The organism is Caballeronia sp. AZ7_KS35 (assembly GCF_023631045.1).
Classification (GTDB): domain Bacteria; phylum Pseudomonadota; class Gammaproteobacteria; order Burkholderiales; family Burkholderiaceae; genus Caballeronia; species Caballeronia zhejiangensis.
Window position 1 is genome coordinate 272,465 of the sequence record NZ_JALQDV010000009.1, and the last position, 17,977, is coordinate 290,441.

The 17,977-nt window shown below is 63.2% G+C and carries 16 protein-coding genes and 5 tRNA genes; 7 read left to right on the plus strand and 14 right to left on the minus strand.

Features of this window, described 5'->3' with window-relative positions; genetic code table 11:
• Positions 1 to 337 precede the first annotated feature (337 nt).
• The 3 genes from NCT05_RS11460 to gloB all read right to left on the minus strand — a co-directional run bounded on the left by NCT05_RS11460 (position 338) and on the right by gloB (position 4,359).
• A complete protein-coding gene (locus tag NCT05_RS11460; RefSeq protein WP_409017178.1) occupies positions 338 to 1,600 on the minus strand; it encodes an MFS transporter in 1,263 nt (420 codons plus the stop codon).
• 96 nt (positions 1,601 to 1,696) lie between these two features.
• Positions 1,697 to 3,343, minus strand: coding sequence for a transglycosylase SLT domain-containing protein (locus NCT05_RS11465; RefSeq protein WP_033537087.1), 1,647 nt, complete (start codon positions 3,341 to 3,343; stop codon positions 1,697 to 1,699).
• Between the two features lie 164 nt (positions 3,344 to 3,507).
• A complete protein-coding gene (gloB, locus tag NCT05_RS11470; RefSeq protein ID WP_175980373.1) occupies positions 3,508 to 4,359 on the minus strand; it encodes a hydroxyacylglutathione hydrolase in 852 nt (283 codons plus the stop codon).
• An 18-nt stretch (positions 4,360 to 4,377) separates the two neighbouring features.
• Between gloB and NCT05_RS11475 the strand changes: the two genes are divergently transcribed.
• From NCT05_RS11475 to NCT05_RS11490, 4 genes are all read left to right on the plus strand, one after another.
• Entirely contained in the window at positions 4,378 to 5,211 is an 834-nt protein-coding gene (locus NCT05_RS11475; protein ID WP_008342053.1) for a class I SAM-dependent methyltransferase, read from the plus strand.
• On the plus strand, positions 5,211 to 5,672 hold the full coding sequence (rnhA, locus tag NCT05_RS11480) for a ribonuclease HI (protein ID WP_008342054.1): 462 nt from the start codon (positions 5,211 to 5,213) through the stop codon (positions 5,670 to 5,672). The genes NCT05_RS11475 and rnhA overlap by 1 nt, the downstream gene beginning before the upstream one ends.
• A gap of 19 nt (positions 5,673 to 5,691) precedes the next feature.
• Positions 5,692 to 6,429, plus strand: a complete 738-nt coding sequence (gene dnaQ, locus NCT05_RS11485; protein WP_008342055.1) for a DNA polymerase III subunit epsilon — start codon at positions 5,692 to 5,694, stop codon at positions 6,427 to 6,429.
• A gap of 69 nt (positions 6,430 to 6,498) precedes the next feature.
• Positions 6,499 to 6,573: transfer RNA gene (locus NCT05_RS11490), tRNA-Val, on the plus strand.
• A 93-nt stretch (positions 6,574 to 6,666) separates the two neighbouring features.
• Here NCT05_RS11490 and NCT05_RS11495 read toward each other — a convergent pair.
• The 3 genes from NCT05_RS11495 to NCT05_RS11505 form a co-directional block, all read right to left on the minus strand.
• A complete protein-coding gene (locus NCT05_RS11495; RefSeq protein ID WP_034473512.1) occupies positions 6,667 to 7,140 on the minus strand; it encodes a DUF2214 family protein in 474 nt (157 codons plus the stop codon).
• A 51-nt stretch (positions 7,141 to 7,191) separates the two neighbouring features.
• A complete protein-coding gene (locus NCT05_RS11500) occupies positions 7,192 to 8,019 on the minus strand; it encodes a hypothetical protein (RefSeq protein ID WP_008342060.1) in 828 nt (275 codons plus the stop codon).
• A gap of 221 nt (positions 8,020 to 8,240) precedes the next feature.
• Positions 8,241 to 9,305: a glycosyltransferase family 4 protein gene (locus NCT05_RS11505; protein WP_008342061.1), complete on the minus strand. Its 1,065-nt coding sequence runs from the start codon at positions 9,303 to 9,305 to the stop codon at positions 8,241 to 8,243.
• A gap of 833 nt (positions 9,306 to 10,138) precedes the next feature.
• Between NCT05_RS11505 and NCT05_RS11510 the strand changes: the two genes are divergently transcribed.
• Entirely contained in the window at positions 10,139 to 12,019 is a 1,881-nt protein-coding gene (locus tag NCT05_RS11510; RefSeq protein WP_235366332.1) for an ABC transporter ATP-binding protein, read from the plus strand.
• 47 nt (positions 12,020 to 12,066) lie between these two features.
• Here NCT05_RS11510 and otsA read toward each other — a convergent pair whose 3' ends face one another.
• Positions 12,067 to 13,446 (minus strand): alpha,alpha-trehalose-phosphate synthase (UDP-forming), encoded by a 1,380-nt coding sequence (gene otsA / locus NCT05_RS11515; protein ID WP_250502295.1) that lies wholly within the window; start codon positions 13,444 to 13,446, stop codon positions 12,067 to 12,069.
• Positions 13,443 to 14,195, minus strand: coding sequence for a trehalose-phosphatase (otsB, locus tag NCT05_RS11520; protein WP_008342064.1), 753 nt, complete (start codon positions 14,193 to 14,195; stop codon positions 13,443 to 13,445). Before otsB ends, otsA begins: the two co-directional genes overlap by 4 nt.
• 264 nt (positions 14,196 to 14,459) lie before the next feature.
• Here otsB and NCT05_RS11525 point away from each other — a divergent pair, with 264 nt between their 5' ends.
• Together NCT05_RS11525 and NCT05_RS11530 are read left to right on the plus strand one after the other, a co-directional pair.
• Positions 14,460 to 15,074, plus strand: a complete 615-nt coding sequence (locus NCT05_RS11525) for an SCO family protein (protein ID WP_175980488.1) — start codon at positions 14,460 to 14,462, stop codon at positions 15,072 to 15,074.
• A 2-nt stretch (positions 15,075 to 15,076) separates the two neighbouring features.
• On the plus strand, positions 15,077 to 15,943 hold the full coding sequence (locus NCT05_RS11530; protein ID WP_250434951.1) for a cytochrome c oxidase assembly protein: 867 nt from the start codon (positions 15,077 to 15,079) through the stop codon (positions 15,941 to 15,943).
• On the opposite strand, the gene NCT05_RS11535 is transcribed toward NCT05_RS11530, so the two are convergent.
• The 6 genes from NCT05_RS11535 to pgsA form a co-directional block, all read right to left on the minus strand.
• Entirely contained in the window at positions 15,938 to 16,432 is a 495-nt protein-coding gene (locus tag NCT05_RS11535) for a GNAT family N-acetyltransferase (protein ID WP_008342069.1), read from the minus strand. The genes NCT05_RS11530 and NCT05_RS11535 overlap by 6 nt on opposite strands.
• Positions 16,433 to 16,546: 114 nt before the next feature.
• Positions 16,547 to 16,620, minus strand: a tRNA-Cys gene (locus tag NCT05_RS11540).
• A 77-nt stretch (positions 16,621 to 16,697) separates the two neighbouring features.
• Positions 16,698 to 16,773 (minus strand) — tRNA-Gly (locus NCT05_RS11545).
• 94 nt (positions 16,774 to 16,867) lie between these two features.
• A tRNA-Gly gene (locus NCT05_RS11550) sits at positions 16,868 to 16,943 on the minus strand.
• A gap of 94 nt (positions 16,944 to 17,037) precedes the next feature.
• Positions 17,038 to 17,113 (minus strand) — tRNA-Gly (locus tag NCT05_RS11555).
• 219 nt (positions 17,114 to 17,332) lie between these two features.
• Entirely contained in the window at positions 17,333 to 17,929 is a 597-nt protein-coding gene (gene pgsA / locus NCT05_RS11560; protein ID WP_008342071.1) for a CDP-diacylglycerol--glycerol-3-phosphate 3-phosphatidyltransferase, read from the minus strand.
• Between the last annotated feature and the right edge of the window lie 48 nt (positions 17,930 to 17,977).

The window sequence follows — 17,977 nt, forward strand, 5'->3', positions numbered from 1 at the left end:
GGAAGCTCCTTGGGGAACACCCTGTTACCGACCTGTCTGTCCGAAATTCAGGCTTGGCTTCCCGTCGCTCGAAGAACGAGGGGTTTCCTTCGCGCAGTGTGGCGGCGGCTCGCGAGGCGCGCGTCGCGGTTCGGTTCAGCTCGCTTGCATGGGGCAAACGCAGTGACGAAGCAGGCGACTGGCGGCGTGCGGCGCGCGCCGACTGGCGCAGCGAACGACGGTGTGTGGGAGGTAGGCGCTAGGGTGCGGGTTGATGTGCTCAAACCTTCGAATTATAGCGTTAAATTGACACATCTGCCAAATTTGGGAGCGCTCTGCTTGCCTCCCGCCGCCCCGATCACGACGCCGCGTTTTCCACTTCCGCCTCGCGTTCGTGCAGCGCGCGGCCCGGCAACATGTACCAGATCGCGCTCGCCACTTGCAGCGCAATCAGTGCCGCCCACACCGAAATATGCGCCGATGCCGGATAGCGCCCCGCTTCCGCAGGCCAAAGCGACAACATAGTGCCGACCCCGACCTGAAAGCCGAAGATCAGCAGGAAGATGACGAGCGTGAGCGTCGTATTCACGCGTCCCGCCATGTGCGACGGGAAATACTTCGCCGCGACCGCATAACTCAGGATGCCCGTGCCGCCGAATACGCCATACGCGGCGATGAGCGTCGCGGGCGGCAGCGGCACGCGCAGCACCATGAGCAACTGCGTGGCGACGAAAAGCACCATGCCCGCGCCGCAGAACGCGTACACCGACACGCCGCGCCGCTCCAGACTGCGCGCCGCCGCGCCGAAGCCCACCGAGCCGAACATCATCGCGAAACCGAGCACGGAGACGATCGCGGACGAATGCGCGGGCGTGAGATTCATCACGTCGATGAGATAGGGACGGATCCAGAGCGACTGCATCGCGAAGAAGACGCCCTGCGTGACGACCGGAAACGACGCGATCTTCCAGAACGCGGCGCTTCTCATGATGTGCCACGTGCCCTTGAACTGCGTGACGATGTCCGCCTGATGATGCGTATCCGCCTTGCGCGGCGCGAAGAGCGCAATCGCCGCCGCGACGACGAGCGTGAACACCGCGAGCCCGAAGCACACCTGACGCCACGTTGCGAATTGCAGCAGCGCCGACAGCGGCGATCCGACGACGACGCCGCCCAATCCGCCGACGGCCATCGTGAATCCGTTGATGAGCGGCAGGCGCCAGATCGGGAAATGCTGCGCCGACGCCTTGAACGCCGCCGCCAGACACACCGACACGCCCACGCCGATGAGCAGGCGCCCGGCCATCAGCCCTGCCAGGCTATTCGAGGCCCCAAACACGCCAATGCCCGCCGCGGCGAACACGAGCATGCCGGCCGTCACACGCGCCGGCCCGAAGTGATCGAGCAGTACGCCGACAGGAATCTGCGCGGCAGCGAAGCCGATGAAGTACAGCGCCGTCAGCAGGCCGAGATCGGCGGCCGACAAGCCGAGTTCGTGCGTGATGAGCGGCGCGAAGCCGAGATTGACGCCGCGGAACACGTACGAGACGAAGTAGCCGGCGGCAAAGAGGATGAAAACGCGGAGACGAACGGTGGACGACATATGAAACGGACGCTTCATCGATTCTTTCGGATCGACAGTTTAGCGGCGTCCGCAAAAGAACACGCCGTCACCTTGGTGACGGCGTGGGTTATCGCGCCGGCAAAACCGCGTGCGTTATTTCTTCTTGCTGCTCTTCGACGTGGCAGCCGGCTTCGCGGTCTTGGCCGCGGCAGCAGGCTTTGCTGCATGCGATGCCGAAGAAGACGACACCTTCGTCACCTTCCCCGACGTATGGGCACTCGTCTTGCCGCCGCGCGATGTCTTCGGCTCAGGTACGCGCGTGCCGATCTTCGACACGCCGCCCGATGAACGGCTCGACGCCGCCACCGTCTCCACACGCGCCGGACCCGGCTCGGCCGGAACCGGTCGGCCATACGGCACATGCAGCACGACCACCTGCCCCGGCATGAACATGTCTCCGCGCGTGCGGTTCCATGCGCGCAACTGTGCCGGCGAAACGTTGTAGCGGTCTGCCAGCGTGCCGATCGACTGCTTGCGGCGCACGCGGATGACGAGCCGGCGCGTGTCGGGCACGTCGCGCTCGATTGCGAGCATCGCATTGGCCGCGACGTCGGCGCTGATGTCTTCGTCGTCATCGTCGGTGCGGGGCACGACGATCGTCGAGCCCGGCTTGAGGCGCATGCCCGCCGGAATGCGGTTGACGGACATCAGCGTGTCAGCGTCCACGCCGATTTTTTCGGCGATCGCCGCCGGACGCGCGCGCTCGGTGACGGTGTACGTCGTCCACGACGACAGCGCGCCCGAGTACGACGAAAGATTGCGCTGAAACGACGCAGCGTTATCGAACGGCAGCAGAATCTGCGGATTGGTCGCGCCGAGAATCACCGGCTTCGAGAACGACGGATTCAGCGAGCGAAATTCTTCCACGCTCATGCCGGCAAGCTTCGCGGCCATCGTCACGTCGATGTCGCGCGCGGTCGTGACCGTCACGAAATACGGGTGATTCGGGATGTCCGGCAACGTGAGACCGTACATCTGCGGATTGCTCACGATGTTCTTCACGGCCTGCAGCTTCGGCACGTAGTTGCGCGTCTCGTTGGGCATGCGCAGGCTTTCGTAGTCGGTCGGCAAGCCCGCCGCTTCGTTGCGCGCGATCGCGCGCTGCACGTTGCCCTCGCCCCAGTTGTATGCGGCGAGCGCGAGATGCCAGTCGCCGAACATGTCGTGCAGACGCGAAAGGTAGTCGAGCGCGGCAGACGTCGACGCGAGCACGTCGCGGCGCTCGTCCTGCCACATGTTCTGCTTGAGGTTGTAATCGCGGCCGGTGCCCGGCATGAACTGCCACATGCCCGCGGCCTTCGCGACCGATAGCGCCTGCGGGCTGTATGCCGATTCGATGAACGGCAGGAGCGCGAGCTCGGTCGGCATATGCCGCTGCTCGAGTTCCTCGACGATGTGATACAGATACTTCTGCGAGCGCGTGGTCATGCGCTCGACGTAATCCGGGCGTTGCGCGTACCAGTTGACCTGCATGTCGACGAGGTCGCTTTGCAGATCGGGAATCTGGAAGCCGCCGCGGATGCGGTTCCAGAGATCGGACGAACCCGCGAGCGAAGTCACGGGCGTCTTGTCGACGTTAATGGTTTCCTTGGCTGCTGCGGTGCGGCGAATCGTGTCGGCGACTTGTTGCGGCGAAGCGTTGGAGTTGGCTGTTGCTGTAATTGGATCTGACGCCGTAGGTCCTTGGCTCGCGCACGCGGCGAGCATCAGGACGGACAGCGCGCTAAGGGTTAGTCGCATGGAGAACGTCTCTGCTTCCAAAAGATGATGCTTGGAAATTTGCAGCCGATAGTACGGAACAGCACTTAAGACGTCAATAAGAATGCGCGCAAAACCCCTGCAAAATCCTGCATCTAACGTCGATTCCAACGTTTCGGTTGAAGTTAGCCCCAAATAGGTTCGGGTTAGCGGAACTTATCCTTCCAGCCGCGCATCATTCGAAACGCTTCGAGCCGGTCCGAAACGGGCGCGCCGAATTGCGACGCAAGCGTTGCGTGGATCGCCGGGACGTCCGCACGCAGGAACGGATTCACCGTTTTTTCGTGGCCGATGGTCGTCGGCAAAGTCGGCTTGCCGGCGGCGCGCAACGCCTGCGCGTCCTCGCTCCAGCGCAGCAGCGCGGTGTTGTCCGGCTCGCACGCGCGTGCGAACTTGATGTTCGACAGCGTGTACTCGTGCGCGCAGTGAACCTGGGTGTTGTCCGGTAGCGCGGCGAGCGCGTCGAGCGAACTGAGCATCTGCTGCGGCGTGCCCTCGAAAAGACGGCCGCAGCCGCTCGCGAAGAGCGTGTCGCCGCAGAAAAGATGCGGCGTGCCGTTCGGATCGCCCGACTGGAAATAGGCGATGTGTCCGGCCGTGTGACCCGGCACGTCGATCACGGAGAGTTCGAGCGCCGGCTTGTCGATGCGCACCCTGTCGCCGCCGGTGACGCGCTGCGTCAGATGCTCGATGCGCTCGCCAGCCGGGCCGTAGACGGGAATCCCACCCTCTGCCGTTCGGCTATCGATGAGTGCTTTCACGCCGCCGACGTGGTCGTGGTGGTGGTGCGTGAGTAAAATAGCGGTCAGCCGCCAACCACGTTTGGCCAGATAGGCCTCGACGGGCGCGGCGTCGCCGGGGTCGATCACGACCGCATCGCGCGAGTCCGACACGAGCCAGATGTAGTTGTCCTCGAATGCCGGGACCGGCACGTATTCGAGTGCATCGAGTGCATCCTGGGCAGGCGATTTCTTGGCAAGCGAATTCATGGCGATCATCTATGCGGCAATCCGAACATGTCTGACCGATCGATTATAGACTGGCCCACCTGGACGAGCTCGGCGCCCGGGCGCTACGTGCTCGAATGGGAGCAGGCGCAGCTCGATCACGTCGTGTCCGACATCTTCGGCTATCACGCGCTGCAGCTCGGCATGCCGCAGCTCGACGCGCTGCGCGAAAATCGCATGACCGGGCGCGCGCTCGTGCTCGACGCCGAAAGCGCATCGAGCGCACCGTACACGCCGCCGCGCGCGACGACGCCCGGCGTGAGCGCGCTTCCCGCGGCGAGCGCGCCCGACGGCCGCAGCACCGTGTGGTGCGATCTGCTCGACCTGCCTTTCGAAGCGCAGAGCGTCGATTTGCTCGTGCTACCGCACACACTCGAATTCTCGCCCGATCCGCACCGCCTGCTGCGCGAAGCCGAGCGCGTGCTGGTGCCCGAAGGCCAGTTGATCATCCTCGGCTTCAATTCGCTGAGTTTGTGGGGCGCGCGGCAGTCGCTCGGCAAGGTCGCGGGACGGCCGTTCGTGCCATCGGCGCACGAGATGATCGCGTTCACGCGCATCAAGGACTGGATCAAGCTGCTCGGATTCGACCTTGAACGCGGGCGCTTCGGCTGCTATCGTCCGCCGCTTGTCACGGACAAATGGCTGCAACGCTATCAATTCATGGAAGCCGCCGGCGATCGCTGGTGGCCCATCTTCGGCGCGGCGTACATGATCACGGCGGTCAAACGCGTGCGCGGCATGCGCGTCATCGGTCCGCGCAAGCTCAAAAAACCCGCGCTCGCGCCTGGCCTCGCTCCGGTCGCCGCTCCGCACACGCGCAACGAGACTCGCAAAGAGCATTGATGACTCAAGAATCCGCATCGAACAAGGTAATCGACATCTACACGGACGGCGCCTGCAAAGGCAATCCGGGACCCGGCGGCTGGGGCGCGCTGCTGCGTTTCGGCTCGCTGGAGAAGGAGCTGTTCGGCGGCGAAGCCGCGACCACCAACAACCGCATGGAACTGATGGCCGTGATCTCCGCGCTCGAGGCGTTGAAACGTCCGTGTCACGCGATCATCCACACCGATTCGCAATACGTGCAGAAAGGCATCAGCGAATGGATTCACGGCTGGAAGAAAAAGAACTGGATGACGGCCGCGAAGACGCCCGTCAAGAACGCCGATCTCTGGAAGCGCCTCGACGAACTCGTCGCGCGGCATGAGATCGAATGGCGCTGGGTCAAGGGCCACGCCGGACATCCCGAAAACGAACGCGCCGATGCGCTCGCCAATCGCGGCGTGACATCGCTTGCGGACAACTGAACGAAACGCACGCCAACTTATGCGCCAACTGATACTGGACACCGAAACCACCGGCCTGAACGCGAGGACGGGCGACCGGATCATCGAAATCGGCTGCGTCGAGCTGGTCAACCGCCGGCTGACGGGCAACAACCTGCACCTCTACGTGAACCCGGAACGCGACAGCGATCCCGGCGCGCTCGCCGTGCACGGCCTCACCACCGAATTCCTGAGCGACAAGCCGAAGTTCGCGGAGATCGCCGCGCAACTTCGCGACTTCATCGCGGGCGCGGAGTTGATCATCCACAACGCGCCCTTCGACGTCGGCTTTCTCGATATGGAATTCGCGCTGCTCGGGCTGCCGAAAATCGCCGAGACGTGCGCGGGCGTGATCGACTCGCTCGCGCAAGCCAAGCAGATGTTCCCCGGCAAGCGCAACTCGCTGGATGCGCTGTGCGATCGTTTCGGCATCAGCAACGCGCATCGCACGCTGCATGGCGCGCTGCTCGACTCGGAGCTGCTCGCCGAGGTCTATCTCGCGATGACGCGCGGCCAGGAAAGCCTCGTCATCGACATGCTCGGCGATCAGCCCGCGTCGGGCTCGGTTTCGACGTCGCGCATCGCGTTCGACGATCTCGATCTGCCGGTGATCGCCGCGAGCGCCGACGAACTCGCCGCGCACGAAGCCCTGCTGAGCGATCTCGACAAGGCGATGAAAGGCACGAGCGTCTGGCGCACGGAACCGGCTCCCGCGGAAGGAGAAGCCGTTCCTGCGTAATTTTTTCGAATTTGCTTAACGAAGCACTAGACGAAACCAAAAACGCCTGACATAATCTCGTCTCTCTTCGGGTGGTTAGCTCAGCGGTAGAGCACTGCCTTCACACGGCAGGGGTCACTGGTTCGATCCCAGTACTACCCACCAGAATTCTGGTGTTGGTAAAGACAAGCACCGAAGATCAAAAGGCTCAAGTCTCACGACTTGGGCCTTTTTCATTTTCAGCCGGTGAAACGGGCATCACGACGCCCACACGCCGCGCGCCATGCCGCTCGCGGCGATCACCATCAACATGACGAGTCCGGCTTCGAGATCGCTCAGCCATGCGAAGCGTCGCGCCCGCGTGAGATCGATCGGCCCGCCCTGCGCGAGCGCGATGCGCCAGCGGATCAGCGCCAGCATCGGTGAGACTTCGATCAGCAGAATCACGACGAGCGCCGTCATCTTCAGATGGAAAAGCGGCTCGTGCAGATAGAACGCGCCGCCCTTTTCGAATCCGCCGAACGCGCGCGTCACGCCCGTGACGATCAGCACGATCGCCGTGACGCCCCACACGGAATCCGAACGAAAGACGTCACGCAGGCGCAGTTCGTTCGCCTGAATGGATTCCGCGGGATCGAGACGCCGCAACGCGCGGGCGCGCGCGAGCACCGAGCCGAGCGCGAAACCGAAAGCAAGAAGATGAAGCGCGGCCAGCAACCAACGTATCAGCATCCTTTCCTCCCTGAAGAGACAGGAACGACGTGTACGGCAATTTCGGCTAGATCAGACCTGACGCAGCGTCGCATCGAGCGCGCGCGCCGCGTTGCGGTCGCCTTCGCTCGCGAGCGGCGCGCGGAACACGGTGGTGCGATTGTGCCCGGCCGCGGCCGGCGAGTCCCACAACAATTCGACTTTCGGCCGGCGCGCGAACAGGCCGTGCCGCACTTCCCCGCTCGCGCGGATAGCAGGCGCGGCGGGCTCGGTCGCCGGCGCGAGCATGCTCGTCGACGGCGACGTCTCCGCCGGCTCCGGCCATTTCACCGACAGCTCGCGCGCGTCGTACTGGCCGAGCTTGCGGCTTTCCGCCCATACGACGGCGGTACGCGTGACGGGATCGAGCGAGAGCGCATAGCGCCCGATCGCGAAGCGCCGCGCCGCGATATTCGTGCGCCAGAGCGCGCGCGGACGGCAGATCCACATGACGATGGCATAAAGCGCCGGCCCGACGAGCAGCCAGCCGTTGGTCTCGGCGAGCGCCTGCGTGAAGCGCCGCCATCCGGAACTCCAGACGAACGCGCCGACGGAAAACATCGCGAAGCCGAAAGCGAGCAGCGCAATGAAGCGCAACGCCTGCCGCAGCCATTGCGGCAGCGGATGCAGCGGCCGCTCCGTGCGCGCCTTCGCGCCCGGCAGCACGATCAGAAGAAAGATCAGGACGAGGTTCACGCACGCCCACGGCGACGACGTCATCGCGCGCAGCGAGGACAGATAGCCCATCTCGGACATCGAGAACGCCCAGCGCGCCGCGAGCACCAGCCCGATGGCGCGCAATGCGAACACAGTGCCGGCGCCCGGCGCCGGGTTCGCGCTGATTTGCTTGGGTCTCGCCAAAAGAAACGCTCCTGTCCACGTGCGATGCATGCCGCTCCGCGCATCGCGAAGCCCGGTCATTATAGGGAGATTACGGATGTCGTCAGAGGTTTCACATCCGCAGCGCGGTCTGTCGCGCGAAAGGCATGCCTGAATGTGCTATTACGACAACGCCCCGCGTGCCTTGAGGCACGCGGGGCGTCGTTTTTCAACTCATGCCGCGGCGAAGCGGCAAGACTTGCTTAGCTCGCGTTGACTTCGCGCAGAACCGTGCGGCGCTTCTGGCGCAGCAGTTCTTCATACACGTTGACGTAGTTCGCGGCCATGACCTTCGACGAGAAACGCTGCTCGAACGCGGCGCGAACCTTTTCGCGGGGCAGTTGATCCAGGCGCTTCACGGCGGCGATCGCCGAAAGTTCATCTTCGACGACGAAGCCCGACACGCCGTTCTCGATCACTTCCGGCACCGAGCCGCGGTTGAACGCGATCACCGGCGTACCGCAGGCCATTGCTTCGATCATCACGAGGCCGAAGGGCTCCGGCCAGTCGATCGGGAATAGCAGCGCGTGGGCGTTGCCGAGGAACTCGGTCTTCTCCGCTTCGCTGATTTCGCCGATGTACTCGACGTGCGGCAGCGCGAAGAGCGGCTTGATCTCTTCTTCGTAGTAGGCGCGGTCGGCCTTGTCGAGCTTCGCCGCGATCTTGATCTTCATGCCCGCCGCCTGCGCGATGCGGATCGCGCGGTCGACGCGCTTTTCCGGCGAGATGCGGCCGAGGAACGCGAGATAGCCGGGCTTGACGTTCGGGATCGGCTTCAACAGGTTTTCCGGCAGACCGTGATACACCGTCGAGAGCCAGTGCGCCTGCGGCAGCGGCTGACGCTGGTTGTCCGAAATTGAGATGACCGGCACGTCGTTGAACGTGTTGAAGATCGGCTGCAGTTCGGGCAGATCGAGACGACCGTGCATCGTCGTCAGGAACGGCACTGGCTGGCGCGCGAACAGCGAGAACGGGTAATAGTCGATGTGGAAATGCAGCACGTCGAACTCGTCGGCGCGGCGGCGGACTTCTTCGAGCAGCAGCATATGCGGCGCCATCGTGTCGCGGATCGTCGGGTCGAGGCGCAGCGCCTGCGGCCAGAACGCCTCGAGCTTCGCGGACGTCTGCGAATCGCCGCTCGCGAAGAGCGTGACGTCGTGTCCAGCATCCACGAGTGCCTCGGTCAGATAAGACACCACGCGTTCCGTGCCGCCATACAGCTTCGGCGGAACAGCCTCGTGGAGGGGCGCGATTTGAGCGATTCGCATGTCGTGAAACTCCTAATAAAGAATCAGGCAAGTACTGCTGTCATGTTGACGTTGGAAAGCGAATCGCTCGGCTCGGGCGAAGCTTTCCGCGGCGCGGCGGCCGCGGCGCAAAGGCTGATGCTCGAGTGAAAAAGCGGGGTCGCTGATCACCGGTTCGTCGCGCAGGCGATTCGATCTAGCAATTGCGGTTCCATATCTCAAAATCGCCGCGCGCCAGCAATTAACGCGTATCTGCTGCGGCGGTTGACGCGAACTTGCAAAAACCTGTCGATGGCCTAAGGGCAAACCCGGATCGGATTATGGAGTTTTTTCCAGAGCGGCGCCGGCAGTCATTTCAACTTATTTACCTTGTTACAAGGGGGATACACTTTGCAAACCACTGTTTATTAAGGTTGTTCTACATTTGAGCACGGGCTTTGACGATGCCCGGGCGGCAGCACGCACTCCGCGCCGTCTGACCCGCCGCGTAGGCCGGATTGCGGCACCGGCTGCGTTATCGGGCGCGACACGTGCTTTTGTGTTCGCTGGCGCGATTGGCGCAGATCCTTCAGACGAGCGTTCCATCGCAAAAAGTCGTGCAATGTGCTTACAATGCGCGCCCATGCCGTCAGCCGCGCTCGGCGGCCGAAAGGCTGAAGCGACGCCCGATTTTTGCCGTGGATGATGTTCGGATGGCCACACGCGCCGAGCGTCACATGCCCGAAGTCGCGATGCCGCAGCGCGATACTGGCTACAATTCAGTGATGGAGACGGCGCAGCGTCGCCTCGCTTGACGTCAGTCGCGCCGGATCGGGCGACGCATCGCATGCCGGCAGTCGCATCTCGTACCGCGCATGGCACTGCCCGAAGGCGCAACACACGCTCAACCGCTCTACGACCAAAAAAGACCATTGGACCAACTCACCGTTTCCCAGCGTAACGCGCACAACGCGAAGCTTTCGAGCTACGCGCATCGGCCGCTCGCGTTCCTGATGCGCTACATCCGCCGTCACCCCGTCGCGCATGCCATCGTGCTCTTCAGCGTGTTCGCCGCCGTCGGTTGCGCCCTCGCCTCGCAGTACGCGATCAAGCATCTGATCGACGTCCTCGGACAAGGCCGCGGGCATCCCGGCCCGCTGTGGGGCGCGTTCATGATCCTGGTCGGGCTGATCGCCGCCGACAACCTGCTGTGGCGGGTCGGCGGCTGGGTCGGCGCGCACGTCTTCGTGATCGTTACCGGCGACTTGCGCAAGGACCTCTTCTCGTATCTGTCCGGCCACTCGCCGACGTACTTCTCCGAGAAGCAGCCAGGCATGCTCGCGAGCCGGATCACGGCGACGTCGAACGCGATCTACACCTCCGAGAACGTGATGGCGTGGAACGTCCTGCCGCCGTGCATCGCGGTGCTGGGCGCGATCGTGATGATCGTCTCCGTCAATCCGCTGATGGCCGCCGGTCTCATGACCGCATCGCTGATCCTCGCGCTGATCCTGTACCGGCTCGCGAAGCGCGGCTCGGCGCGGCATCACAGTTTCGCGTCGAAGGCGGCGTCGGTGGATGGCGAGCTCGTCGACGTGATCGGCAACATGGCGCTCGTGCGCGCGTTCGGCATGACGTTCCGCGAGCAGAAGCGTTTCGGCTCGACCGTCAAGGCCGAAATGGTCGCGCGTCAGCAGAGTCTGCTGTACCTCGAAAAGCTGCGCCTGTTCCACGCGGTCGTCACGGCGATCCTTTCCGCAGGCCTGCTCGGCTGGGCGCTGTGGCTGTGGTCGCAAGGCCGCGCGACGTCGGGCGATATCGTGCTCGTCAGCTCGCTCGGTTTCACGATCCTGCACGGCACGCGCGACTTGGCCGTGGCGCTCGTCGATGTGACGCAACACGTCGCGCGTCTCGCCGAAGCCGTGCAGACGCTGCTGGAGCCGCACGGCATGCCGGACCGCTCGGACGCGACGGAACTCGTGCCGCAAGGCGGGCGCGTCGATTTCGAGGGCGTGACGTTCGCCTATCCGCGCCGCCGTCCGATTCTCGACAATTTTTATCTGCATATCGAGCCGGGACAGCGCGTCGGGCTGATCGGCAAGTCGGGCGCGGGCAAATCGACCGTGCTCGCGCTGCTGCAACGCTTCTACGAGCCGCAAAAGGGCAGCATCAAGATCGACGGCCAGGATATCAGCGCGATCACGCAGGACAGCCTGCGCCACGCGATCGCGCTCGTGCCGCAGGATATTTCGCTGTTCCATCGCACCGTGTTCGAGAACATCGCGTACGGACGTCCGGATGCGAGCCGCGAGGAAGTGCTCGCCGCCGCCCGCGAGGCGCGCTGCACGGACTTCATCGAGGCGATGCCGGAAGGATTCGACACGATCGTCGGCGACCGCGGCGTGAAGCTGTCGGGCGGTCAACGTCAGCGCATCGCGATCGCGCGCGCGATTCTGAAGAACGCGCCGATTCTGCTGCTCGACGAAGCGACGTCGGCGCTCGACAGCGCATCGGAAGAAGCGATTCAGCAGGCGCTCGACCGGCTGATGGTCGGCCGCACCGTGATCGCGATCGCGCACCGTCTGTCGACGCTGCAGAATTTCGACCGCATCATCGTGATGAGCGCGGGCAAGGTCATCGACGACGGCCCGCCGCAGGAATTGCGCGAGCGGCCGGGGCTGTATCGCGAGTTGCTGGCGAAGCAGCACGGCAAGGTGCCGTCGATCGTCGCGACGCCGCACAAGCAGCCGGCGTAAGCGTCATCAAGCAAAAAGGCCGCGTTTCCAAAGGAACGCGGCCTTTTTCACGTCTTGAGGTCGCGCAGAAAGTTGTCGCGCCACACCGAGACGTTGTTGTCGCGCAATTGCGCCATCATCTCTTCGTAGCGCGCTTTTCGCTCGTTCAAAGGCATGCTGAGCGCGATGGCGAGTGCATCGGCCATGCCATCGATATCGAGCGGATTGACGATGAGCGCGGCCGTCAGCTCGCGCGCCGCGCCCGCGAATTGCGACAGCACGAGCACGCCGGGATCGTCCGGATTCTGCGCCGACACATATTCCTTCGCGACGAGATTCATGCCGTCGCGCAACGGCGTGACGAGACCCACGTGCGCCTCGCGGAACAGCGCGGCGAGCACCGGCCGCTCGTACTGACGATGGATATAGCGAATCGGCGTCCAGTCGAGTTCGGCGTATCGCCCGTTGATGCGGCCCGATTCCGCTTCGAGCTGCAAGCGGATGTCGCGATAGGCATCGACATCGGAGCGGGTCGGCGGCGCGATCTGCAGGAACGACACGTTGTTGCGCTGCTGCGGATCGTGTTCGATCAGCCGCTCGAACGCGCGAAAACGCTCGACGAGCCCTTTCGAATAATCGAGACGATCGACGCTCATCACGAGCTTGCGATGATGCAGCGTCGACTTGACGATTTCCACGTCGCGTCCGCGCTCGCCGTCTTTCGCGAGCGCGGCGATTTCATCCGGATAGACGCCGATCGGATACGCCGCCGCACGCAGCGTCTGACCGAACGCGCGAATCGCGACCGGCTTCGCGCCGCCGCGCTGCAACGCGCCGCCCGCTTCCGTTTCGATGTAATCGCAGAACGCGCGCAGGTCCGGCTCCGTCTGAAAACCGAGCAAATCGAACGCGCACAGCGCCTCGACCAGTTCGCGATGACGCGGCACGCTCAACAGAATCTGCGACGCCGGAAACGGAATGTGCAGAAAGAAGCCGATGCGATTCTTCACGCCCAATGCGCGCAGCGCCTGCGCGAACGGAATCAGGTGATAGTCGTGCACCCAGATCACGTCGTCGGGCTTGAGCAGCGGCGCGAGCTGCGCCGCAAGCCAGCGATTCACGCGGCAATAGCCGTCGTATTCGTGCCGGTCGAACTCGATCAGGTCCGGCCGATAGTGAAACGCGGGCCAGAGCGTCGCATTCGAGAAGCCGCGATAGTACTGGTCGTAATCGCGCCGCACGAGTCCGATGGTCGCGAACGTCACCGGTCCGTGCTCTTCGAGCTTGATGTCGTCAGGTGCGGACGTGAGCACGTCCCCGCTCCAGCCGAACCACATGCCGCCGGTTTCCTTGAGCGCGTCGTAGACGCCGACCGCAAGCCCGCCCGCCGCGGGCCCGCCTTCGGAAATCGGCGCGACGCGATTCGAAACGATGATCAGCCGGCTCACGCGTGCTTCCCCGCCGTGCCCGCGATTACTTGCAGCCAGTCGAGCAGCAACTCGACCGATTCGATGCGCGCGCGCGCAACCGTATCGCCGGGGCCGACCTTGATCGACAGGCCATCGAACTCGTTCACGACCGCGAAACCTTTTTCATCGGTGAGATCGTCGCCGATAAACACCGGCTTGCGCCCCGTGAACGGCGGCTCGCCCATGTACGCGCGCACCGCGCGGCCCTTGTCGACGTCCTTCGGCTTGATCTCGTAGACCATCTTGCCCGGCTGCAGCACGTAGGCATCGGCATATTCCGCGACGAGCTTTTGCGTCGCCGCGCGCGCCGCCGGCTCGCGGTCGGGCGCATTGCGGTAATGCAGCGCGAGCGCCGCGCCCTTGATTTCGAGCAGCATGCCCGGATTCGCGCTGACGACTTTCTCGAGCGCGTGCTCCATGCGCAGGAGCCGCTCGTCGTTGAAGCCGATGCGCTGCACATCGCCGTTCGAATCGCGCCGTTCCGCGCCGTGCATGCCCGCGACGGGCAGATCGTCCATCTGCAGGAACGAATCGATATTGTCGATGCCGCGCCCCGATACGACCGCGACCGCGCCGTTGGTCGCGCGTCTCAACGCGGCGAGGATGTCGGGCACCGAGCGCGGCACGAAGATGCCATCGGGCGTCGAGGCGAGTTCGACGAGCGTGCCGTCGAAATCGAAGAAAAAGGCGGTCTCGGCAAGAGACAGGGAATCGGGAAGAATTTGCATCGATCTTTGGCCTGTGGTTTGCCTGTGATGTGGCGCGCGGTCCGTTTTGGACGACGCAATGCGTGCGAATCTTACCGCGCGAAGGCTTTCAATTCAGAAAGCTCCGAACTTTCAGCTTTCGACGTGCGGCCTTTCAGCGCGCTTGAACCATGCGGCAAATCGTCTCAAAAATAGTCCGATAGCGACATGATGCGCTGGAGACGCGTGAAAGGCGTGTATTTTGCGACGAAGTTCAAATCGAATCATCCTGCAACGCCATTCCCGATGCACGCTTCGTTCCTCGAATTTCCCGCGCGGCGCCTCGTCGCCCTTCTCTCGCTGTGCGCCCTCGCCGCCTGTTCGAAGCCCGCCGAGCCGTGGCATCTGACGGATGTATCGGGCCATCTGCCGGATCTCGACTTCTCGCTCATCGACGATGGCGGCGCGAGCGTCACCGGACGATCCTTCGCCGGGAAGACGACGCTCGTCTACTTCGGCTACACGCATTGCCCCGATGTCTGCCCGGAAACGATGGCGCGCCTGATGCAAGTGCTGCAACGCGTTGGGCCGGATGCGGACGAGACGCGCATCGTCTTCGTTTCGGTCGACCCGGCGCGCGACACGCCCGCGCTTTTGCGCTCCTACGTGCGCGCCTTCGACGACAAACACGCGGTCGGCCTGACCGGCACGGATCGCGCGATCGAGAAAGTCGCGCAGCGTTATCGCGTCGCGTATCAGATGGAAAAGCGCGATCCGGACGGCGCGTATGAAGTCACGCACAGTTCGGCCGTCTATATCTTCGATGCCGCCGGTCACGCGCGCCTGCTCGCGACCGATCACGATTCGATCGACGCCATCGCGGCCGATCTGAAGCGCGTGATCCACGCAAAGGACGCCTGACGATGAGCACGCTGCTTTACTGGCTCGATCCGTGGGAGCCGTCGCCGACGGTCGTGATCGCGGTGCTCGTCGCGGGGATTCTGTTCGCGCGCGGGGCGCGGCATGCGCGCGTGTCGGTGTCGCGGCGCATCGCGTTCTGGTTCGGCCTCGTTGCGCTTTACGTGGCGCTGCACACGCGGCTCGATTACTTCTTCGAGCACGAATTCTTCATGCATCGATTGCAGCATCTCGTGCTGCATCATCTCGGTCCGTTTCTGATCGCGCTGTCGTATCCGGGCGCGGCGCTGCGTGCGGGCATTCCGTTCGGATGGCGGCAGCGCTGGTTGCGTCCGGCCGCGCAAACGCGCATTGCGCGCGTCTTTTGCGATGTCGTGTTCAATCCCGTGATCGCCGTCGCGCTGTTCGTCGGGCTGATCTATTTCTGGCTGCTGTCGCCGATCCACTTCAAGGCGATGCTCGATTACCGGCTCTATCGCGTAATGAACTGGAGCATGGTGATCGACGGCCTGTTGTTCTGGTGGCTCATTCTCGACCCGCGGCCCGCGCCGCCCGCGCGCCTCGCGCCCGGCAGACGGATTCTCGTCGTGATCGCCGCGATTCCGCCGCAGATCATTCTCGGCGCGTACATCTTCTTCACGCCGCACGAGCTGTATCCGATCTATTCGATTTGCGGCCGCGCGTTCACCTGGATCACGCCGATGCGCGATCAGCAGATCGGCGGCCTGTTGCTGTGGATTCCCGGATCGATGATGAGCGTGATCGGCGCGCTGATTGCGCTGCGTCACTGGCTGCGGCTGTCGGCGCGCTCGCGGCTCATCAAGGAACGCAGCGTCGCGATCGCGGCGCCCGTCAACGTCAGCGCGTCATGAAGGAAAACCGGGACGGCGCATCCAGACGTGCGGAATGCCGTCTTCGTCATGCACACCCGACGACGGCACGAAGCCGAACGCGCCGTAGAAGCGCTGCAAGTGCGCCTGTGCGTGAAGGCTGACCGGCTGATCGGGCCATTGCTTCAGGATCTGCTCGAGCGCGCGTTCGAGCATCGCGTTGCCGAGCTTCAGGCCGCGAAACTTCGCGGTCGTCAGCACGCGGCCGATGCGCACGTCCTTCTCGCCCTCGTCCGGATGACCCGGCAACAGCACGCGCAGATAACCCGCGAGCGCCGGGCGCTTCTCGCCTTCGCCATATGCGAGAAGATGCCACGCGTCGACATCGAGGCCGTCGATATCGCCATACACGCAATTCTGCTCGACGACGAACACGGCGCTACGGGCCGCGAGCATGTCGTAGACCTCGGTCGTCGACAGATCGTCGAAGCGCTTCCAGCGCCATTCGAGTTGGGAGAGTGAGTCGGTCATTGGAGTAGGTGTGGCAGAAACGTTGCAATTATGCCGTGCCGCCACGGGACGCAGAATCGGTGGCTACCGGCGTTCCGAAAAAGAAAAAGCCCTGACGGATCAGGGCTTTTCAAGTGGAGGCGCGGACCGGAGTCGAACCGGTCTAAACGGCTTTGCAGGCCGCTGCATAACCGCTTTGCTACCGCGCCACAAGCGGTTCTGGTGCCACCGGCAATTGACCGGCTGAGCCACCAAACAAAAAGGGAAGCTTGGCTTCCCCTTTGACTGGAGCGGGAGACGAGTCTCGAACTCGCGACCTCAACCTTGGCAAGGTTGCGCTCTACCAACTGAGCTACTCCCGCAATATCCTGCGATACAACTACTGCCGGTACTGCTGCCGCTTTGCGCTTTGCGCTTTGCCAATTCAGCGCCGACGACCTCAGAACCTTCAAAATCTGGAGCGGGAGACGAGTCTCGAACTCGCGACCTCAACCTTGGCAAGGTTGCGCTCTACCAACTGAGCTACTCCCGCAATATCCTGCGATACAACTACTGCCGGTACTGCTGCCGCTTTGCGCTTTGCGCTTTGCCAATTCAGCGCCGACGACCTCAGAACCTTCAAAATCTGGAGCGGGAGACGAGTCTCGAACTCGCGACCTCAACCTTGGCAAGGTTGCGCTCTACCAACTGAGCTACTCCCGCGTGTTACTGCTTTCTTTTACTGCTTTCTTTTACTGCTTTCTTTTACTGCTTTCTTTTACTGCTTTCTTTTACTGCTTTCTTTTGCTCTTGCTTCGCTTGCTGCGTCGCGTCGTGCATCAGAGAAACGAGATTATGTAGAAGCCAAAGAAGGCTGTCAACTGTTTTGTGAGAGGATTTTTTCGCTTCGACGCAATTTTTGCAATGAGCGCGTTTTCCGCCTCAAAGCATGCCGCCGCGCTCGCGAATCTGCGGCCACGCGAGCTTCATGTAGTAGAGCATCGACCAGACGGTGAGGAACGCGGCGACGTAGATGAGCCACAGGCCCCACACGCGCGTGTCGATGATCCATTGCGTGCCGGCGATCTTCAGCGGCCCGTAGAACAGCAGCATCGGGATCGCGACCATCTGGCACACGGTCTTGAACTTGCCGAGCTGATTCACCGCGACGCTCTTCGATGCGCCGATCTGCGCCATCCATTCGCGCAGCGCGGAAATCGTGATTTCGCGTCCAACGATGATGAGCGCGATCACCGCATTGAGCCGCGACAGTTGCACGAGCACGAGCAGCGCGGCGGTGACCATCAGCTTGTCGGCAACGGGATCGAGGAACGCGCCGAACGACGACGTCTGATTGAGCTTGCGCGCGAGAAAGCCGTCGAACCAATCGGTGAGTGCGGCGAGCACGAAGATGACCATGCCGAGCAGGTTGCGATGCTCCGGGCTCATCATCATGTCCGGCAGATAGAACACGCCCACGACGAGCGGAATCAGCACGATTCGCAGCCACGTCAGGAAGATCGGTAGATTGAACGGCATGGGCGAAAGCGGTTGAGGGACATGTAAGGAAGCCGCCATTGTGCCGCG